The organism is Pseudomonas marvdashtae, from assembly GCF_014268655.2.
GTDB classification, from domain to species: Bacteria; Pseudomonadota; Gammaproteobacteria; order Pseudomonadales; family Pseudomonadaceae; genus Aquipseudomonas; species Aquipseudomonas marvdashtae.
The window spans coordinates 3,248,891-3,269,602 of record NZ_JABWQX020000001.1 but is presented as its reverse complement, the minus strand read 5'-3'; the positions used below and the strand labels follow the sequence as shown (position 1 = coordinate 3,269,602).

11 protein-coding genes are annotated in these 20,712 nt (G+C 61.4%); 5 read left to right on the top strand and 6 right to left on the bottom strand.

The genetic code is table 11. The features are described from left to right. Positions 1-366 precede the first annotated feature (366 nt). Entirely contained in the window at positions 367-5,235 is a 4,869-nt protein-coding gene (locus HU742_RS14675) for an NAD-glutamate dehydrogenase (protein ID WP_186640193.1), read from the top strand. 90 nt (positions 5,236-5,325) lie between these two features. On the opposite strand, the gene HU742_RS14670 is transcribed toward HU742_RS14675, so the two are convergent. The 6 genes from HU742_RS14670 to wecB all read right to left on the bottom strand — a co-directional run bounded on the left by HU742_RS14670 (position 5,326) and on the right by wecB (position 14,838). Beyond that, positions 5,326-5,655 carry a hypothetical protein gene (locus HU742_RS14670; protein ID WP_186644567.1) on the bottom strand — a complete coding sequence of 110 codons (330 nt, stop codon included), beginning with the start codon at positions 5,653-5,655 and terminating at the stop codon, positions 5,326-5,328. Between the two features lie 184 nt (positions 5,656-5,839). Further along, a complete protein-coding gene (locus tag HU742_RS14665; RefSeq protein WP_437179901.1) occupies positions 5,840-6,625 on the bottom strand; it encodes an alpha-amylase family protein in 786 nt (261 codons plus the stop codon). A 128-nt stretch (positions 6,626-6,753) separates the two neighbouring features. Next, positions 6,754-9,300 carry an NfrA family protein gene (locus HU742_RS14660; protein WP_186644563.1) on the bottom strand — a complete coding sequence of 849 codons (2,547 nt, stop codon included), beginning with the start codon at positions 9,298-9,300 and terminating at the stop codon, positions 6,754-6,756. Continuing rightward, on the bottom strand, positions 9,297-11,411 hold the full coding sequence (locus HU742_RS14655) for a glycosyl transferase family protein (protein ID WP_186640200.1): 2,115 nt from the start codon (positions 11,409-11,411) through the stop codon (positions 9,297-9,299). Before HU742_RS14655 ends, HU742_RS14660 begins: the two co-directional genes overlap by 4 nt. A gap of 12 nt (positions 11,412-11,423) precedes the next feature. Beyond that, on the bottom strand, positions 11,424-13,637 hold the full coding sequence (locus HU742_RS14650; RefSeq protein ID WP_186644561.1) for a hypothetical protein: 2,214 nt from the start codon (positions 13,635-13,637) through the stop codon (positions 11,424-11,426). Positions 13,638-13,674: 37 nt separating this feature from the next. Further along, positions 13,675-14,838 (bottom strand): non-hydrolyzing UDP-N-acetylglucosamine 2-epimerase, encoded by a 1,164-nt coding sequence (wecB, locus tag HU742_RS14645; protein WP_264082672.1) that lies wholly within the window; start codon positions 14,836-14,838, stop codon positions 13,675-13,677. A gap of 993 nt (positions 14,839-15,831) precedes the next feature. Between wecB and HU742_RS14640 the strand changes: the two genes are divergently transcribed. From HU742_RS14640 to HU742_RS14625, 4 genes are all read left to right on the top strand, one after another. Further along, the gene (locus tag HU742_RS14640; RefSeq protein ID WP_186644559.1) at positions 15,832-16,377 is read left to right on the top strand and encodes a TRAP transporter small permease; all 546 of its coding nucleotides are present in this window, start codon (positions 15,832-15,834) and stop codon (positions 16,375-16,377) included. Further along, entirely contained in the window at positions 16,374-17,654 is a 1,281-nt protein-coding gene (locus tag HU742_RS14635) for a TRAP transporter large permease subunit (protein WP_186644557.1), read from the top strand. Before HU742_RS14640 ends, HU742_RS14635 begins: the two co-directional genes overlap by 4 nt. A 56-nt stretch (positions 17,655-17,710) precedes the next feature. After that, positions 17,711-18,730, top strand: a complete 1,020-nt coding sequence (locus HU742_RS14630; protein ID WP_186644555.1) for a TRAP transporter substrate-binding protein — start codon at positions 17,711-17,713, stop codon at positions 18,728-18,730. A 285-nt stretch (positions 18,731-19,015) separates the two neighbouring features. Continuing rightward, on the top strand, positions 19,016-20,686 hold the full coding sequence (locus HU742_RS14625; protein ID WP_186644554.1) for a BCCT family transporter: 1,671 nt from the start codon (positions 19,016-19,018) through the stop codon (positions 20,684-20,686). Positions 20,687-20,712: the final 26 nt, after the last annotated feature.

Genomic DNA, 20,712 nt, shown 5'->3' with positions numbered 1-20,712 from the left:
TTCTGCTGGATTACCCGCGCAGGGTGCCGTTTGGGCTCCAGGCTGCTAGGGTTGTTCGATGCTGAGTCGCTATTAAAGCTAGCCGATGACCGAATATGTCGCAGCGTTGCAAGCAGGCACGTTGTCGCACTCGTTAAGCTGCGCAACGGATGTGTACCTGCAAAGGGCATCGCGGAGTGTTTTTTGCAGGTGGTCATCACAGTGAAATTACATGGAAAAAGGATGTGACCTGCGGGTCTCGTCCAGCTTCACCCACCTGTCATCCTGTTTCCTCTGCCCGAGAATCAGGAACGGGATGGCCGACGGCCCCGAAAGGGGTTGCACGCGACGCTACCATCAATAACAAGCCCAAGCGGAGTACCACAGATGGCGTTCTTCACCGCAGCCAGCAAAGCCGACTTCCAGCACCAACTGCAAGCGGCACTGGCGCAGCACATCAGTGAACAGGCACTGCCACAAGTGGCGCTGTTCGCTGAACAATTCTTCGGCATCATTTCCCTCGATGAACTCACCCAGCGCCGGTTGTCCGACCTCGCCGGCTGCACCTTGTCCGCCTGGCGCCTGCTTGAGCGCTTCGATCACGCGCAACCGCAGGTGCGTGTCTACAACCCCGATTACGAACGCCACGGCTGGCAGTCGACCCACACCGCCGTCGAAGTGCTGCACCACGACCTGCCATTCCTGGTGGATTCGGTCCGCACCGAGCTGAACCGTCGCGGCTACAGCATTCATACCCTACAAACCACCGTCCTGAGCGTGCGTCGCGGCAGCAAGGGCGAGTTGCTGGAAATTCTGCCGAAGGGCACCCAGGGCGACGACGTGCTGCAAGAGTCGTTGATGTACCTGGAGATCGACCGCTGCGCCAACGCCGCCGAACTCAATGTCCTGAGCAAGGAACTTGAGCAAGTGCTGGGCGAAGTGCGGGTGGCCGTGGCCGATTTCGAGCCGATGAAAGCCAAGGTCCAGGAAATCCTCGCGAGTCTGGACGACAGTGCCTACGCCACGAACGCCGACGAAAAAGCCGAAATCAAGAGCTTCCTGGAATGGCTGGTGGGCAACCACTTCACCTTCCTGGGCTATGAAGAATTTGTGGTGCGCGATGAAGCCGATGGCGGCCATATCGAGTACGACCCTGAGTCCTTCCTTGGCCTGACCAAATTGCTGCGCGCCGGCCTCACCGCCGAAGACCTGCGCATCGAAGACTACGCCGTCAATTACCTGCGCGAACCGACCCTGCTGTCGTTCGCCAAAGCAGCGCACCCGAGCCGCGTGCACCGTCCGGCGTACCCGGACTACGTGTCGATCCGTGAAATCGACGCCGACGGCAAGGTCATCAAGGAATGCCGCTTCATGGGCCTGTACACCTCTTCGGTGTATGGCGAGAGCGTGCGAGTCATTCCGTACATCCGCCGCAAGGTCGAGGAAATCGAACGTCGTTCGGGCTTCCAGGCCAAGGCGCACCTGGGCAAGGAACTGGCGCAGGTGGTCGAAGTGCTGCCCCGTGACGACCTGTTCCAGACCCCGGTGGACGAGCTGTTCACCACCGTGATGTCGATCGTGCAGATCCAGGAGCGCAACAAGATCCGCGTGTTCCTGCGCAAAGACCCGTATGGCCGATTCTGCTACTGCCTGGCCTACGTGCCGCGTGATATCTACTCCACCGAAGTGCGCCAGAAGATCCAGCAAGTGCTGATGGATCGCCTGAAGGCGTCGGACTGCGAGTTCTGGACCTTCTTCTCCGAATCGGTACTGGCCCGCGTGCAGTTGATCCTGCGGGTGGACCCGAAAAACCGTCTCGACATCGACCCGGTCCTGCTGGAAAAAGAAGTCGTGCAGGCCTGCCGCAGCTGGAAAGACGACTACGCCAGCCTGGTTATCGAGAGCTTCGGCGAAGCCCAGGGCACCAACGTGCTGTCGGACTTCCCGAAAGGCTTCCCGGCCGGCTACCGCGAGCGTTTTGCCGCGCACTCCGCCGTGGTGGACATGCAACACCTGCTGAGCCTGAACGAAACCAACCCGCTGGTGATGAGCTTCTACCAGCCGTTGGGCCAGGTGTCCGGCCAGCGTGAGCTGCATTGCAAGCTGTATCACGCCGACACGCCGCTGGCGCTGTCCGACGTGCTGCCGATCCTGGAAAACCTCGGCCTGCGCGTGCTGGGCGAATTCCCGTATCGCCTGCGCCATACCAATGGTCGCGAGTTCTGGATCCATGATTTTGCGTTCACCGCCGCCGAAGGCCTGGACCTCGATATCCAGCAGCTCAACGACACCTTGCAGGACGCCTTCGTCCACATCGTCCGTGGCGATGCCGAGAACGATGCGTTCAACCGCCTGGTGCTCACCGCCGGCCTGCCATGGCGCGACGTGGCGTTGCTGCGTGCCTACGCCCGTTACCTGAAGCAGATCCGCCTGGGCTTCGACCTTGGCTACATCGCCAGCACCCTGAACAACCACACCGACATTGCTCGTGAGCTGACCCGGTTGTTCAAGACCCGCTTCTACCTGGCGCGCAAGCTCAGTGGCGATGACCTGGAAGACAAGCAGCTGCGTCTGGAACAGGCGATCCTCTCGGCCCTGGACGACGTGCAGGTGCTCAACGAAGACCGCATCCTGCGTCGCTACCTGGATCTGATCAAGGCGACCCTGCGGACCAACTTCTACCAGACCGACGCCAACGGCCAGAACAAGTCCTACTTCAGCTTCAAGTTCAACCCGCACCTGATTCCGGAACTGCCGAAGCCGGTGCCGAAGTTCGAGATCTTCGTCTACTCGCCACGGGTCGAAGGCGTGCACCTGCGCTTCGGCAACGTCGCCCGTGGCGGCCTGCGCTGGTCCGACCGTGAAGAAGACTACCGCACCGAAGTACTGGGCCTGGTAAAAGCCCAGCAAGTGAAGAACTCGGTGATCGTGCCGGTGGGCGCCAAGGGTGGTTTCCTGCCACGTCGCCTGCCGTTGGGCGGCAGCCGGGACGAGATCGCGGCCGAGGGCATCGCCTGCTACCGCATCTTCATCTCGGGCCTGTTGGACATCACCGATAACCTGAAGGACGGCGCGCTGGTGCCGCCGGCCAACGTCGTGCGTCATGACGACGATGACCCGTACCTGGTGGTGGCGGCGGACAAAGGCACCGCGACCTTCTCCGACATCGCCAACGGCATCGCCATCGACTACGGCTTCTGGCTCGGCGATGCGTTTGCCTCCGGCGGTTCGGCCGGTTACGACCACAAGAAAATGGGTATCACCGCCAAGGGCGCGTGGGTCGGCGTTCAGCGCCACTTCCGCGAGCGCGGCATCAATGTCCAGGAAGACAGCATCACCGTAGTGGGCGTCGGCGATATGGCCGGCGACGTGTTCGGCAACGGCTTGTTGATGTCCGACAAGCTGCAACTGGTCGCGGCTTTCAACCATCTGCACATCTTCATCGACCCGAACCCGGAGCCTGCCAGCAGCTTTGCCGAGCGCAAGCGTCTGTTCGAACTGCCGCGTTCGGCCTGGACCGACTACGACACCAGCATCATGTCCGAAGGCGGCGGTATCTTCTCGCGCAGCGCGAAGAGCATCGCGATTTCGCCACAGATGAAAGAACGCTTCGACATCAAGGCCGACAAACTGACCCCGACCGAACTGCTGAACGCCTTGCTCAAGGCGCCGGTGGACCTGTTGTGGAACGGCGGTATCGGCACCTACGTCAAGGCCAGCACCGAAAGCCACGCCGATGTCGGCGACAAGGCCAACGATGCGCTGCGCGTGAACGGCAACGAACTGCGCTGCAAAGTGGTGGGCGAGGGCGGCAACCTGGGCATGACCCAGCTGGGTCGTGTCGAGTTCGGCCTCAATGGCGGCGGTTCCAACACCGACTTTATCGACAACGCTGGCGGCGTCGACTGCTCCGACCACGAAGTGAACATCAAGATCCTGCTCAACGAAGTGGTGCAGGCCGGCGACATGACCGACAAGCAACGCAACCAGTTGCTGGCAAGCATGACCGACGAAGTCGGCGGCCTGGTGTTGGGCAACAACTACAAGCAGACCCAGGCCCTGTCCCTGGCGGCACGCCGCGCTTTCGTGCGGATCGCCGAATACAAGCGCCTGATGAACGACCTGGAAGTGCGTGGCAAGCTGGACCGCGCCATCGAGTTCCTGCCGACGGAAGAGCAGCTGGCTGAACGTGTCGCGGCGGGCCATGGCCTGACCCGTGCCGAACTGTCGGTGCTGATCTCCTACAGCAAGATCGATCTCAAGGAAGCGCTGCTCAACTCCCAGGTGCCGGATGACGATTACCTGACCCGTGACATGGAGACTGCATTCCCACCAATGCTGGTGAGCAAGTTCTCCGAGGCCATGCGTCGTCATCGCCTGAAACGCGAGATCGTCAGCACCCAGATCGCCAACGACCTGGTCAACCACATGGGCATCACCTTCGTCCAGCGGTTGAAAGAGTCGACGGGCATGAGCCCGGCGAACGTGGCCGGCGCCTATGTGATCGTGCGGGATATCTTCCACCTCCCACACTGGTTCCGCCAGATCGAAGCCCTGGACCATCAGGTCTCGGCCGACGTGCAACTGGAGCTGATGGACGAGCTGATGCGCCTGGGCCGTCGCGCCACGCGCTGGTTCCTGCGCAGCCGCCGCAACGAGCAGAACGCTGCCCGTGACGTCGCTCACTTCGGTCCGCACCTGGCGGCGTTGGGCCTCAAGCTCGACGAGTTGCTGGAAGGCCCGACCCGTGAAGGCTGGCAGACCCGCTATCAAGCCTACGTGGCGGCTGGCGTGCCGGAGTTGCTCGCGCGCATGGTTGCCGGCACCACGCACCTGTACACCTTGCTGCCGATCATCGAGGCGTCCGACGTGACTGGCCAGAACGCCGCCGATGTGGCCAAGGCGTACTTCGCCGTGGGCAGCGCGCTGGACATCACCTGGTACCTGCAACAGATCAGCGCCTTGCCGGTGGAAAACAACTGGCAGGCCCTGGCCCGCGAAGCGTTCCGCGATGACATCGACTGGCAGCAACGGGCGATCACCATCTCGGTCTTGCAAGAGGGCGACGGCACCCAGGACGTGGAAACACGCCTGGCGCTGTGGCTGGAACAGCACCGCGAAATGGTTGAGCGCTGGCGCGCCATGCTGGTGGACATCCGTGCCGCCAGCGGCACCGACTACGCCATGTACGCGGTGGCCAACCGCGAACTGCTCGACCTCGCGTTGAGCGGTCAGGCGGTCGTCACGGCCAACTGATACATAGCTGTGTGAACAAGCCCCGCCTCGAAAGACGCGGGGCTTTTTCTTGGCTGTTCAAACGCTTGCCCCCTCGCCACAACAGCGCCTTCAGACCGCGCTGCGTTCGCGAAGCTCCTGCAACCGATCGGCCCCGCCTTCGGCAACGCGATTCTGTATCAGGCGATCAGAACCGCCTTCTGCCACGCGATTCTGGATCAGGCGATCAGAACCGCCTTCTGCCACGCGATTCTGGATCAGGCGATCAGAACCGCCTTCGGCCACGCGATTCTGAATCAGGCGATCGGAGCCACCTTCTGCCAGTTGTTGGGCAGACGGGCTGTCGGCCTGCGCGCTCGCCGAGGCAACATTCGACAAGCCAACACCGCCAACCAGTGTCAGGGCGATGGCCAGGGAAGAAAGTTTCGAGAAATTGAACATGGTGATTCTCCTTGCGCTTGGTTGGATTAGCCGTGGCAGCGGGTGTGCTGCTGTTCGGTAGTCACAGTTAAACGCTCGGGTGTATCGCGGATGTGTATCGCAATGGCCTGAAATCGGCGGCTTCGTATCTGATGGCCCTTGATATACAGAACGATACAAATCCATCCGCAAAACGCTGCGCACCTCAAGGCTTGGCTAAGGATCGCTTCAGTTCGCCGACCAAGTCGGGCGTCACGTAGTGTGGCCCGTCAAAAAGGTAGAGCGGGTAGCCGTCATACGCGGTCAGTTGCGGCAGGAGCTCGGCTGCGGTGGCCGAACGGAAGCCGCCGCCCTGTTGGGGACGGAAGGCTTCGACAATGATCCGCACCCGATCCTCGCCGAGGCGATCACGCAGCGTGTCGGCATAGGTTCGTGCCACCGGTGCGGTGCGCGCGTAGACGCCGACGCCGTCCTGGAAAAATACGCCAATGTCGTCTGGCAGCCACTGCTTGAGCCAGTCGGCGGTGGCGGCTGGGCCGATATTGGCGCCGTCATAGACGCTGATCCACAGTGGCCGCGGCAGGTTGGCAAGCAATGCAGGCAGCTCTTTGGCGCGAGTCCAGCTGGGGTCGACTTCGGCCGGAAAGTACCAGCCGGTGACGTGCAGCGGTGTTGGCAATCGAGCAATACGTTCTGACACCGCAGCCAGTTGCTCGATGTTGTCCCGTGAACGGTTTTCGCTGAAGTGACCGGCGAGCCCGAGGATGACATCCTGCGCCCATGGCGCCTTGGCGATCCGCGCCCAATCCGGCAGCACCGGTACGTTGGGCAGACCGGTGCCGGGAACAAACGCCTGGTCGTCCACCACCGTCCATTGCACCAGCAGTTCGCGGACTCCCAGCTGTTCCCAATGGCCATTGATGCCGACGGTCTGGTTGTCCGGCTGCCAGACGATGCCGACAATGTCCGGTGCAGCTCTGCTGTTCATCATGTAGTACGTCCCTGTACTCGCGCCAAGCGCCGCCGTGACGGCGAGCGCCGCCACGGCGACGCGATTGACGATATGGCCAAGGATTTTCAAGCAAGCGCCTTGTTGCAGATACACATCACATCAAGTCCTCAATAAGAATAGGTCAGGCGGGCGAACACGCCTTTGGCCCGTTCCTCGCCGAAAATCCGGGCCCGGTACTGCAGGGAGAAATCCACGTAGGAGCGCGGTGCATTGTAGGCGTCTTCACGAAACCAGTAGCGCACGTTGTTGCCGACCCCGATGCCCCCGGCGTCGCCGGATTCGAAGCCGCCGCTGTTGTTGCTCTTCATCTTCGAATCGTAGTCAATCGCCGCCACGACATGAGGGAACGCCACCCAGCGCGAACCGGTGCCGCCGATTGCGTAACTGCGGCCGACTTGCCATTCGCTGTTGAAGTAATCCCGTGAATCATTGATGTAGTGACCGACTTCGGCGTACAGCTGCGAGGTCCACCAGCTGGGCACATCGACCCGCAGGTCTGTGCCGATGCTGGAACCGTAGCCCAGGCGCACCAGCCAGTCGCCATCGACGTTTGACGAACCCAAGGGGAAGGTGCGTTCAAAGGCAGCCATGATGTTGACGGAACTGAACGGTTTGATACGTACCCCGAGGGCGCCTTGCAGCGCGTCGGCGCCGGTGTCCGAATCACTGTTCTTGCTCCACAGGGTATCGGTGACGCGTCCGTAGAGTTCGACAAAACGAGCATTGCGATACCCCAGCGGGCGCCAGGACAGTTCGGTGCTGTTCTGCAGAAGGTCGTTGCTTTCACTGCCGCTGCTGGTCGAGTTCGGTGCGGCGCTCAGGCCGCTGGAACTGTTGCCGCGATAGCTGGTGGTGCTGGTCAGCCCCCAGGTACGGGAAATATCGCCCACGGCCCGCCGGGTATCGAACAACTGCTGCTTGGACATCGGCGACTCAGCGGTTTTCTGCCCGTCGATCACCCGCTCGAAATACGCCACGGCTTCATCGTCTTCATGGACGCGCATGGCGTTATAAGCCGCATCCTGGGCTGCCGCCGGCGGCAACCGGTGGCTCGCGTCGGCCTTGCGAAATGCCGCGTGGGCGCTTTCGTCGTCGCCCGCCTGGACCGAAATATAGGCCAGTTGCAGATCGCTTGCCGAGGCCAGTTCGCCGTTGCTGCGTGCCTCTTGCAGGCGTTCGCGGGCGGTGCGGCGCTGGCCGATGGCGGCATACAGTCCGGCCTCTTCATAGGCCGGTAGGCTGCCCAAGGCCAGCGCGCGGCTGAAGTCGTCCCGCGCACCGTCCTCGTCGGCCACTTGTTGGCGCAGGCGTCCGCGCATGACCAACAGTCGCGCGTCGTCGCCGTGGGCCTGCAATCCTTCACTGGCGGCAGCGATGGCTTGCGGCAGGCGGTTTTGTTCCGTCAGGGCGCTGACCAGCAAGCGTCGATAAGCCGGGTTCTGCGGTGCCCGCGCTACCGCTTGGTTGGCCAGGGCTGAGGCTGCTGCCGGATCTTTGCGAGCGAGGGCGGCATAGGCTTGGGAAGCCGGGGCGGTGCCCGCGTCGCGCACTGTGCCCGGCCAGATGGCGCAGGTCAGGCCGAAAGGGCTTTCCTGGCAATCCAACGCCGGTGGCGGCGCCTGGACGACACTGTCCAAGCCCTTGCTTTTCTGGCGCAGCGCCGCGCGCGCGGTGGCGCGTCGACTGGCAATGGCATCGTCAGCGTCGTTGCCCAAGGCCTGCAACTGATTCAACGCCTGCTGAGGCTCGCCGCGGGCCAGCGCGGCGTCGGCGGCAAAGAGCTGGATATCGCGGACTTCGCTTGCCGACAGGCCTTTGAGGGCCAGGGCGCGATTAACGTCAGTCTGGGCCGCCTGGGCCTTGCCCTGACGATCGCGGGCATAGCTGCGCAGAATCCATGGCGCGGCTTTACGCTCGTCCCGAGCCAGCGCGGCCGAGGCGGCTTGTTCGGCGCCTGGATAATCCTTGGCGGCGAGCAGGGCGCTGATCAGCAGTTGCTGGTTCGCGGCAACTTCCGGCGCCCAGGCCACGGCCTTGCGCGCCTGAGTCACGGCCAGCACTGCGTTGCCTTGCTCCAGGGCGCGGTAGCCCTGGACAGCCGGCGGCACGGCAAGTTGGCGGCGAATGGCTTGGCGACGCAGCAACAACGTATTGTCGTTGGCAAAGGTCCCAAGCGCGTCGGTGACGGCCTGGTCGGCGGCTTCCAGTTGCTGCTGGCGTTGCAGGGCATCAATCAGCAGCAAGCGATATTCCCGGCGCCGGGGTGCCTGGGCGATGGCCGTGCGCGCCGATTGCGCCGCGAGGCCGAACTGTTCGCGGTCATAGGCCTTGAAGCCCCGGTTCGCAGCCACGAAACCCGGTGCTGCGGCAGCCGCGCGGCCCGAGGCGGCAGTCCTGGGTTGGTCGCGCAGCTGCTTGTCACGTTCGGCCAGGGCGATCAGCGTATTGAGGCGCGTCACATCGGCGCGCTGGCGCAAGGCTTCGCGTGCCTTGGCGATGGCCAGGTCGTAGTCTTTGCGCTCATAGGCGCTGTAGGCTTCGTTGGCGGCCACGTAGGCGGGACCGGTCAGCGGCAGCGGCAGTGTCTCGGCAACGGCAAGCACCGGTATCAGGCTCAGCCCCGCCGCCAAAAGGGTAAAAAGGGGGCGGTTCATGCCGGAAGCTCCGTTGGGTAGAGGCTGTGTTGGCGCGCCACCGCTTGCTCGATCGTGGCTCGCGGCAAGACGCCGCTGTCGACGAGGTAGTCGCCGATCCGGCCATGATGCTGCGGCCGATACTGCAACATGGCGCGGCTGAACTGGTCGCGGTCGAGCAGGCCCATCTCGATCAACAGGTCGCCCAGCAGCGGGGCACGGGCATCCGGTACGGCGTGGCCGTTGTCCGCTGGCAACCGACGCAACAGCGCGAGGATTTCACTCTCACGGGCGATCAGTTGCACCGGCTCACTGCCCAGTTCGGCGCTGATTTGTTGCAGGCCCTCCTCGGAAAGCGGGTTGGCTACGGCAATCTGTTCACAACCTTCGCTGTTGCGGCCCAGCGGTATCACCCGCCAGCGCAACGCAAACTCGCTGCTGAGCGAGGACGATGAAGCCGCCGCTTTTTCGGCGACGTCGAACACCCGGGGCAGGTCGTTCTGGAACGCGATCGCTTCGGCCAGGGTTTCATCGTCCAGCCAGCCGTTGTTGAGCAGAATCCGCCCCAACGGCACATCCCGCGCCTGCTGTTCATCCAGGGCGCTTTGCAAATGGCTGTCGGTGATGGCTTGCCACGACAGCAACACGCTGCCCAGGCGGCGCGGCGCGATGGCGACCAGGTCGGTGGACGGGAAGTCGTGCATGGTCTTGTCCCAGACCAATTTACGATTCATCACCTTGCCCACCAGGAACATGCGCCAGGCCCGTGCGGCGGCCATGAAGTTGACGAAATTGCCGACCAGCATCCGCGGGATGGACAACAACCCATGCTGCCAGCCGTACAACACGGTGGTGAAATAACAGCGGTGCAAGATCCGCCAGGCCAAGGCGACGCCGTTGGCCAACAGCAGGTACTTGATCAGGCCGCCGTTTTCAAACGGTGTTGGAAAGCTGACGTCCCACAAGCCGCTCTGGCGCAGGATAATCAGGGCCAGCAGTTGCACCAGGATGACGTAGGCAATGATGCTGACGAACGCTGTCACCACGCCCTTGCGGTCGCGAAACAGCAGGTAGCGGTTGGCCAACGAACCGTTCCAGCCCATTTGTTCCCAGCCTTGCAGGCCGATGCCCAAGGTCCAACGGGCCTTCTGCCGGAACGCCGTGCGGAAGGTGTCGGGGAAAAACTCACGCACGCAGAGCGGCATGTTCAACGTCGATTCGTAGGGCTTGCGGAACCAGGATTTGCGCAGCACACGAAACTGCACAGGGAAGCGCACGAAGATCGCGTTCATGCCGACCTTGGCCAGCCGTGCACCGACGTCGTAGTCCTCGGTGAGGCTGTCGGTGTTGAACGGCTGGTTCTCCGTTTCACCGGCCAGCACCCGCAGGGCGCGATGGGAGAAGCACGTGCCGACGCCGGCCGAGGGCACGGTGTCGGTCATGCTTTCACGCACCACCAGGTCCTTGCCGTGCCATTCGGCGAACTCGTCCATATACGTGCCGGCGACCCACTCGTACCAATTGCGCTCCAGCGACACCACCGGCAGCTGGATCATGTCCTTGCGCGGTAGCAAGTAGTTGAACAGGCGTAACTCCAGCGGGTGCAGCACGTCTTCGCTGTCGTGCAACACCACGCCGGCGAATGTCATGCCGTGGGTTTTCTCGTGCAGGAATATCGCCTGGATGACCCAGTTCAGGCAGTCGGCCTTGCAGGTCGGCCCGGCATGCGGCACTTCCACGCGATGCAGTTGTTTGTAGCGCCGGCGCATCCGCTCGACTTCGTCGATGGTGCGCTGGTCGTTGATGTAGGTGCCGACGAAGACCACGTAGTTTTGATAGTCGAGCGTCGAGACCATGTTTTCGATCATCGGCGCGATGACGTCGTATTCCAGCCAGGCCGGCACCATGATCGCCAGGGGCTGCTCGTCCCGGGCCAACAGTTGTTCGACGGTCAATGGCCGGTATCTACGGTCCACGGTGAACTTGCGGTACAGCCGGCGAGACCAGTACCACACGTCAATGATCAGATCATCCAGGCTGGAGATCAGGATCAACACCGCGACCACGATGGTCGCGACCTCGAGGTAGTTGTAGTAGTGGGCCAGCCAATAGGGCCAATAAAGCGACGTCATCGAAGGTTTCCGTTACTGGCGATTGCGACGGGCGAGACGGCCGGCCAGCAACAAGATGAAGAACAAGGCGATGCCGCCGGGAATCAGCCAGAGCAGCGAAGGTTTACGCCAGGCGTCGAGGCCCTTGGGTTCTTCACGGTCGATCAACTGGCTGCCACTGGGATCCTGGCTGTCGATGACGGCAACGGCGCCGCTATCGCCAAGAATCGCCACGTCACCACGGGTCAGCACGATCGGTTCGGCCAGGCTCGGCGCCTGGCTGCCCAGGGTCCGATAGACCAGGCCGTGTTGACCCGAGGTCTGCACCACTTGCAGCGACGCCAGATGGTTGAGCGACTGCACGTCAAGGAGCACTTGATCCTTGTGGTTGATGCGCAGGCGACCCTGATCATCGACCTGGACCGATTCCTTGCTGTCTTTAAGCGGCAGTTCGAAAGCCAGGAAGGCTTTGTCCGGGCGGGCCACGGCTTTGGCGTCAGGACTGACTTTCAGCTGTGCGCGCAGCGGCGAAACGCCGGCGGCATCGGCGACCGCAATCACCCGCGCCAGGCTGCTGGCGGGATGGTCGAGGTACGCCTGGGGCACCAGGACTTGGGTGTCCATCGCGAAACGTGCGGCCATGCCGGAAAAGTCGTCGGCCAACGCGCTGGCGTCCAGCACGATATGGCTGGTGGGCAAAACCGAAACCGGGAAAGCCTGAGGCGTTTCCAGGCACCGATCACTGACTGGCTGGCGCTGGAACGACACGCGCAACACGTTCTTCGAACCCAGCGCATAACGAGGGATATGGGCCTGGATGCGTTGTGATTCACCATTGGCGCTTAACTGCTGGGCGCCAATCAGGTAGTCATTGAAGAACAGCGAGGCCACCGGCGCGGTGTCCGAAGCACCTGGCGCTGCGGAGACGTCCACCACGGCCGCGACCGGCAAACGACCGTCATAGGCCACGCTGCCCAACGGGAACGAGGCGCTCCAGTCGAACCGCGAGGCGACATCGTAGGTGCCAGGGGCGCCGCCCAGTCGCGACAGGGCCACGCGGTTATCGTCGCTCAACGGCGTCTGCGCTTCGCTCACCGTCAGTTGGCGGCTGCGGGCCAATTTGCTCCACGCCGAACCGAGCAATGACAGTGCTTTGCCGGTGGCGTCCGGGGCGATCATCAGCACCGGGCGGGTGCCCAGCAGCGCCAAGCGTACATTGTCGCTGCCGGCAGCGGCCAGACCTGCGTTGACGTGCTGTTCACGCCACTGGGTCAGTGCGCTGGCCGCAGTCGCTTCGACTCCCTGGACCTGACTCTGCAAGGCATCCAGCGCTTGGTTGACGGCTTGGAGCAGTTGCGGGTCGTTGATCGCCAGGTCGGCCTGTACGTTCGAGGTCTGGCCCAGCATCAACAGGGCGCCGATCTCGGCCGGGTTGGCGAGGGTATGCTGGCCTTTGCCATTGAGGCTGGCAAAGGCTGGAATGCTCAGCAGCTCGGCGGGGATGCGCAGGCCGCTGAGGTCCACGCTGTCCTGCAGGGCAGGGAAGGGCAGGATGCGGCTGTGTTTGCCGATACGTGCCAGGGCTACGCCAAGTTTCCAGGCGGCGTCGTAACTGGTGGCGGACAATGAGCCCGGCGCGACCAGGATCCCCGGTTCACTCGGCAGTGCGGCCCAGGCTGCGCTGACGTCCCGCAATTGGCTGGCGTCGTAGCTGTAGGTCAGGCGCGTCTCGGGCTGAATGCGCAGGACGTTGCCGATGACTCGGTCGTCTTCGCACAATGGACGAGGAACCACTGACGACCAGGCGATGCCCAAGCGCACCAAGCCGTTTTCACGCGGTGCCTTGTCAACGCCCAATGTCGCGCTGGCGTCGCCCTGTGCCTCGCTGAGCCCTTCGGCGCGTACCGGATATCCATCAAGCGACAACAGCAGCGTGTTGCGGCCACCTTCGCCGTTGAGATAACTGGCGTCCACTTGCAGTGTCGCGTCATTGAGGACAACACCGGCGGGCACCGGCAGATACAGTTCGCGTCGGGCGTCGCTGGCGCCCAGCAGAATCGGCGCGGTGATGCCCAGGTCGCTCAGGCGCACGACGCGCTCCTGGCGGGTGTCAGCATTGAGACGATGAATCGCCTGGGTGAGCGGACTGTCCGCAGCCAGGGCAAAGGACGGCATAAGGGCAAGCAGGCTCAGGCCACAGGCAAAGGCGCTGAGCGCACCCGTAGGGAGGGCAACGAAAGGCTTCATTCAGGCAAATCTCGATTCGATAAGAAGGGGGCAGTGGTTAGGAGAAATCGGCGGACAACTCGCGCGCCTCGCGCGGCAACGGATGAAGAGGCTCGTGTTGCGACTGCAGCTGACCCGCGACGAAGTCCTCGACTACTCTGCCCATCAGGACGTCGACGATGCGCTGGCTGGCATGACCGTCGCCGTAGGGATTGGCTGCTTGTGAGGCGCGGCGCCACAAGGTGTCGTCGTCGAACAGCGCATCCACACCGGCAATGATCGAGGCCGGAGAAGTCCCGACCAGTCTCACGGTGCCCGCCGCCACGGCTTCGGGGCGTTCGGTGACGTCGCGCATCACCAGCACCGGTTTACCCAATGACGGTGCTTCTTCCTGCACACCGCCCGAATCGGTGAGGATCACATGGGCGTGTTGCATCAGGCGCACGAACGCCAGGTAGTCCAGCGGTTTGATCAGATGCACGTTGAGCAGGTCGCCCAATTGTTCGGTCACCGGGCCCAGCACGTTGGGGTTGAGGTGCACCGGGTAGACGATCTGGATATCCGTGCGCTGGGCCAGGTGGCGCAACGCTTTGCAAATGTCGAGAAAACCCTCGCCAAAGTTTTCGCGGCGGTGACCGGTTACCAGCAGCAACTTGCGTCCGGTTTGCAGGAACGGAAACTGGCGGTCCAGCTCGTCACGCAGCCGTGCGTCCTGGTCGATGCGCGCGGCGGTCATCTGCAACGCGTCGATCACCGTGTTACCCGTCACCAGGCTGCGCCCTTGGGCGCGTTCATTTAACAGGTTGTCGCGCGATTGTCCGGTGGGAGCGAACAGCAGATCGGCACTGAGGTCGATGCAGCGGCGGTTCATTTCTTCCGGCCATGGGCTGTAGATGTCGCCGGTACGCAAGCCAGCTTCCACATGGCCCACAGGGATACGTCGATGGAAAGACGCCATCGATGCCACCATGGCCGACGTGGTATCGCCATGGACCAGTACGCGATCCGGGCGAGTCTGTTCCAGCACCGGGTCGATGGCGGCATACAGCGCGGCGGTCAGGGAGTTGAGCGTCTGGTGTGGCGTCATTACATCGAGGGTGAAATCGGCCTTCAGATCGAACAGGTCGAGCACTTGTTCAAGCATGCTTTGATGCTGGCCGGTGACACAGATCAGCGACTCGATGCCGGGTTCGGCGGCGAGGGCTTTGACCAAGGGTGCCATCTTGATGGCTTCCGGACGGGTACCAAAAATCGACAGCACCCGGAGCCGAGACTGATAAGTTGCGATGACGCCCTTCCTCGCGCAGTGACTGCGCCGCACAACAGTTCGCCCAAGCGCGAAGAGGCGTTTGAGCAAACAAGCGATTTAAGTTAAGTAACTTCCAACGGACCAACAGGGGCTGTACGCGCTTAGAGGTGGCGTAGCGGCATCATGCTGTTTGTGGAGCGGCAGATTAATAACATCAAAGATTGCTGTCGCAAAGTTTTATATGAAAAGTTTAATTAATATTTTTTTTAGCCGGGCTTTGGCGTGCGTCGGGTTTTTCGTGGATTTGAATGCATATAGAGCATTACCTTATGATTTAATTGGATTTATTTTATTTTTCTGTTTGCGTGCTCGAGGTGAGTCAGGCCTTTTTACTTCGGCGCTGGATTTTTGTCGAACGCACGATCGGGTCGATAGAGTTTGCTAGTCAGCAAAATGGCGCCTGTATAACGGCGAACTAAGGCGGGGCAGTTGTTGTATTTAAGTCTATAAGAAAAAGTCTGTAATTCGATTTAGTTCAGTTTATTTTTAATATTCGTGATGACCGGTTACTTGGATCCAATTAATGCTGTTGGGTTCGCCTGCTTATATAGGTTGGGAGTTGGCTCGGCAGTCAATTCAATCATCGGAGCCATCGTAGGGCCGGGGTAGTTGTCTAGCCGATAATCGCACGTTTTTTCAGCCGCTCGCGTCTGGCGTATTGACCGAACTAACCGGTTGGTACATTTTAGTTGCAACACGTCTCGTCCGGCAGGGTCGAGATCATAATAAAAAGAGGAACACCCGATGCGTACCCGTCCATCAGCGCCAAGCGCCTTTCCCCCAAGCCGTTGCTCGCGTCCCGAAGCAACGTCCAGTACCTCTCAAGCGACCCGCTAGCGACCGCGCTAATAGCTGCACTGGCGAGCCGGCTGGATGTCGGCACCTAAAGTCCGAGAGGTCTCGAAGATGACAAAAGTCGTCGATTTGTATTTCAAGCTGCTAAAGCTGCTGATCGTCTTATGCATGGTCGCGATGATCGTGCTGGTGTTCGGTAACGTCGTGTTGCGCTATGCCTTCAACTCCGGCATCAGCGTGTCGGAAGAACTGTCGCGTTGGTTCTTCGTCTGGATGATTTTCCTGGGCGCCCTGGTGGCACTCAAGGACCGCGCCCACTTGGGCATGAACAGTCTGGTCAAGCGCTTGCCGCCGGCGGGCCAGCGTGCCTGCCTGATCATCAGCCACCTGTTGATGCTGTACATCTGCTGGTTGATCGTCAGTGGAAGTTGGCAACAGGCGGTCATCAACCTGGACGTGGTCGCGCCGGCTTCGGGCCTGTCGATGGCGTTGTTCTACGCTGCAGGACTGGTGTTCGGTGCCAGCGCCGGCGCCATCCTGGTGTACGAGCTGTACTTGGCACTGTCCGGCAAACTCAGGGACGAGGAGTTGGTGATGGTTGAGCAAAGCGATACCCCGGCAATCAATCCCGACACCATCAAGAGTACCCGCCCATGACCTTGGCCATCTTCCTGGGATCGTTGATGGGCAGCATGGCGCTGGGAATGCCGATTGCCTTTGCCTTGCTGGTGGTCAGCGTGTCGCTGATGTTTTACCTGGACCTGTTCGACGCCCAGATCATCGCGCAGAACCTGCTTAATGGCGCCGACAGCTTCCCGCTGATGGCGGTGCCGTTCTTCATGCTGGCCGGCGAAGTCATGAACGTCGGCGGGCTCTCCAAGCGCATCGTCAACATTGCCATGGCGCTGGTGGGGCACAAGCGCGGCGGCCTGGGTTACGTGGCGATTATTGCCTCCTGCCTGTTGGCGTCGCTGTCTGGCTCGGCCGTGGCCGATGCGGCGGCACTGGCAGCGCTGCTGGTGCCGATGATGGTGCTGGCCGGGCACAACCGGGGGCGCTCGGCCGGGCTGATCGCTGCCGGTAGCATCATTGCCCCGGTCATTCCGCCAAGCATCGGTTTCATCGTCTTTGGCGTGGCGTCCGGCGTGTCGATCTCCAAGTTGTTCCTGGCTGGGATCGTGCCAGGGCTGATGCTTGGCGCCGGGCTGGCCGTCGCCTGGTGGTTCATCTCCCGTCGCGAAATCGTCGAGACGCCACCCAAGCGCTCCCGTGCCGAAGTGCTGCGCACATTGCTCGATGGCAGCTGGGCGATGGGCCTGCCGCTGATCATCATCCTCGGTCTGAAGTTCGGCATTTTCACGCCCACGGAAGCGGCGGTGGTCGCGGCGGTGTACTCGTTGTTCGTGTCGTTGGTGATCTACCGGGAAATGAAGATCAGCCAGCTCTACGAAGTGATCCTGTCCTCGGCCAGGACCACCTCGGTGGTGATGCTGTTGGTGGCGGCGGCCATGGTTTCATCGTGGCTGGTGACCATCGCCGACTTGCCCGGTCAACTGGCGGAACTGCTGGCGCCGTTCATGGACAACCAGACCCTTCTGCTACTGGTGATGATGGCGTTGATCATCTTGGTCGGCACGGTGATGGACATGACCCCGACCATTCTCATCCTCACGCCGGTGCTGATGCCGGCCGTGATCCAGGCGGGCATCGATCCGGTGTACTTCGGCGTGCTGTTTTTGATCAACACGGCGATTGGCCTGATCACGCCGCCAGTGGGCACGGTGCTGAACGTGGTGTGCGGCGTGGCGAAGCTCGACTTTGAAGAGATCGTGCGCGGCGTATGGCCGTTCATGCTGGCGCAGTTTGCCGTGCTGTTTTTGCTGGTGCTGTTCCCCCAGCTGGTCCTGGGACCGTTGAAATTCTTCACTGGTTGACGCCGGTGACAACCATGACCGCTCTACGCTAACAACAATAATGATCGGAGACTGAAATGCAAAAACTGATGAAAACCTTGCTGGCCGGGGCGTGCGCGACGGGCTTGCTATTGGGCAGCGTGGCCGCCCACGCGGACGAGATCCGCGAGCGCACCTTGCGTTTCGCCTTCCAGAACGTCAAGGAGCACCCGCAAGGGCAGGGCGCGCAAAAATTCGCCGACCTGCTCAGCGAAAAGAGCGGCGGCAAAATCAAGGTTCGCCTGTTTCCTGGCGGAACCCTGGGCGGCGATGTGCAGACCGTCTCGGCCCTGCAAGGCGGCACGCTGGACATCACCGTGCTCAACTCCGGCATCCTCGCCGCCCAGGCCGCGGATTTCGCGATGCTCGACTTCCCGTTCCTGTTCAACAACGCCGAGGAAGCGCATGCCGTCATCGACGGGCCAGTCGGACAGAAACTCGCAGCGCAACTGGACAGCAAGGGCCTGGTCGGCCTGGGTTATTGGGACCTGGGTTTCCGCAACCTGACCAACAGCAAGCATCCGGTGGCGAAACTGGAGGACATGCAAGGCCTGAAGATCAGGGTCATCCAATCGCCGATCTACCTGGAGACCTTCACGGCCCTGGGCGCGAACCCGGTGCCGATGGCATTCCCCGAGGTCTACACCGGCCTGGAACAACACACCATCGACGGGCAGGAAAACCCGTTCACGGTGATCGAAGGCAACAAGTTCTACGAGGTACAGAAATACCTTTCGGTGACCGGCCACATCTTCAATCCGCAGTCGCTGATCATCAGCCAGAAAACCTGGAATCGTCTGAACGATGATGAAAAGGCGCTGGTTCGAGCCGCGGCAACCGAGGCGCAGGCGTTCCAGCGCGAGGTCACGGCAGCGAGCATGGACAAGGCAAAAGCGACGCTGGCGGGCGCAATGACCGTCAACGAAATCACGCCGGCCGAGAAAGATCGCTTCCGCGAGCGCGTGCAGCCGGTGATCGACAAATTCGCCAAGTCCCTGGACGGCGACCTGGTGAAGATGATGTATGCCGAAATCGCCAAGGTGCGTGCTGGGCAGTGAGCTGACGCTACGTCCGCCCACGACTGATTCGCAAGGGCGTCGAGTACCGTCTCGGCGCCCTTCGTTGCATCTGGAACCCGTTTTTTATCTGGCCGGATCCATACCTGTCACCGAGTCCGCCAGCGTTGATCAGGCGTTTGTGGAACAGTTAAAACCACTCGATGTCCCAGTCAAGCGCCCAAGCTTGTTAGGATAGGGGCACATATCTCGTTTTTACCATTGGAACAGCGGGGCTTTTCAGACCATCGCGCGCAGACGCGTGCTAACCATCAAAAGGAGGTTCTCGTGGGTAAAAATCCTGTAGACGATCTATCAGGAAACCCCCAATCGCCCGGTGCGGAGGGCATACCAGCCCCCAGCGGCGATGCCAATCTCATCGATACCGACTATGTCATCGGACAGGACAATATCCGGGGTGAGTTTTCGTTTTCCCTGGATATTCACGGCAAAGTCTTCCTGATCTCCGCTGCTACCATTTTGCTTTTCGTGATCATAACGCTAGCGCTGCAAAATGAAGTCGAGCCACTCTTCAGCGCAATGCGCAGTTGGCTGACCAAGCATCTGGCCTGGTTCTTCATGAGCGTGGCCAATATTTTTGTTTTGCTGTGCCTGGCGCTGATTGTTTCGCCACTGGGCAAGGTCCGCTTGGGTGGCCGTGAAGCCACCCCCGATCATACTTACCTTGGCTGGTTCTCCATGTTGTTCGCCGCCGGGATGGGCATCGGGCTCATGTTCTATGGCGTCGCCGAGCCGATGTCACACTTTTCCGCCGCCATGGGCGGTGTCACGCTCGATGCCAGTGGGGCGCGTACCGATTGGGCACCTTTGGGCGGCGCTGCCGGGGACGTGAAGGGCGCCGCGGACCTGGCGATGGCTGCGACCATCTTTCACTGGGGCCTGCACCCTTGGGCGATTTATGCCATCGTGGCGTTATCCCTGGCGCTGTTTTCCTTCAATAAAGGCCTGCCGCTGTCCATACGCTCGATCTTTTACCCCTTGTTAGGCGAGCGTGTCTGGGGGTGGCCCGGCCATATCATCGACATCCTGGCGGTCTTCGCCACGCTGTTTGGGCTGGCGACGTCACTGGGCATCGGTGCCGAGCAAGCCGCAGCGGGGATCGAGCACTTGTTTGGCATTCAGTCGACTAACGTCAGCAAGGTCGTGTTGATCATCGGCATCACCCTGATCGCCTTGTGGTCGGTACTGGCCGGATTGGAAAAAGGCGTCAAGCTGCTTTCCGAAATCAACATGGGCCTCGCGCTTCTATTGTTGCTTTTCATCATCATCGTCGGACCGACCCTGGCTATCCTCAGCGGATTCTTCAAGAACCTGGTGACGTACGCTGAATATTTGCCAGCACTGTCCAACCCCTTCGGGCGCACCGACACCGAATTCACCCAGGGCTGGACCGCGTTCTATTGGGCCTGGTGGATCAGTTGGTCGCCTTTTGTAGGCATGTTCATTGCGAGGGTCAGCCGTGGCCGGACCGTCCGCGAGTTTCTGATTTCTGTCTTGCTGGTGCCTTCGCTGGTGTCGGTATTGTGGATGACAACCTTTGGCGGGACGGCCATAGACCAGGCCACGTTGCAGGGACTGAGCGGTGTGAAGGATGCGGTCCTGGAGCTCAAGTTATTCGCGATGCTTGAAGGGTTGCCCCTCAAGGAAATTTCCTCGTTGCTGGGCATTGTGCTGGTGATCGTGTTCTTCATCACATCGTCCGACTCCGGCTCCCTGGTGATCGATACGATCACGGCTGGCGGCAAGGTCGATGCGCCTGTCCCGCAGCGGGTTTTCTGGGCCGTCATTGAAGGTGTGATCGCCATTGCGCTGTTGTTGGGTGGCGGTCTGATTGCCTTGCAAGCCATGGCGGTTTCCACCGGTCTGCCCTTTGCCATCGTTCTGCTGCTGGGCTGCATTTCCCTGGTCAAAGGATTGATGTCAGAACCGCGATCCTGATCGACCGAGGACCGGCTTGGGCGAGC

Excerpts from the sequence above, each read along its gene's own strand:
- HU742_RS14640 (WP_186644559.1), top strand. The coding sequence starts at position 15,832 with ATGACAAAAGTCGTCGATTTGTATTTCAAGCTGCTAAAGCTGCTGATC.
- HU742_RS14665 (WP_437179901.1), bottom strand. The coding sequence starts at position 6,625 with ATGATGAACAGCAGAGCTGCACCGGACATTGTCGGCATCGTCTGGCAG.
- HU742_RS14670 (WP_186644567.1), bottom strand. The coding sequence starts at position 5,655 with ATGTTCAATTTCTCGAAACTTTCTTCCCTGGCCATCGCCCTGACACTG.
- HU742_RS14675 (WP_186640193.1), top strand. The coding sequence starts at position 367 with ATGGCGTTCTTCACCGCAGCCAGCAAAGCCGACTTCCAGCACCAACTG.
- HU742_RS14630 (WP_186644555.1), top strand. The coding sequence starts at position 17,711 with ATGCAAAAACTGATGAAAACCTTGCTGGCCGGGGCGTGCGCGACGGGC.
- HU742_RS14655 (WP_186640200.1), bottom strand. The coding sequence starts at position 11,411 with ATGACGTCGCTTTATTGGCCCTATTGGCTGGCCCACTACTACAACTAC.
- HU742_RS14635 (WP_186644557.1), top strand. The coding sequence starts at position 16,374 with ATGACCTTGGCCATCTTCCTGGGATCGTTGATGGGCAGCATGGCGCTG.
- HU742_RS14660 (WP_186644563.1), bottom strand. The coding sequence starts at position 9,300 with ATGAACCGCCCCCTTTTTACCCTTTTGGCGGCGGGGCTGAGCCTGATA.
- HU742_RS14650 (WP_186644561.1), bottom strand. The coding sequence starts at position 13,637 with ATGAAGCCTTTCGTTGCCCTCCCTACGGGTGCGCTCAGCGCCTTTGCC.
- wecB (WP_264082672.1), bottom strand. The coding sequence starts at position 14,838 with ATGGCACCCTTGGTCAAAGCCCTCGCCGCCGAACCCGGCATCGAGTCG.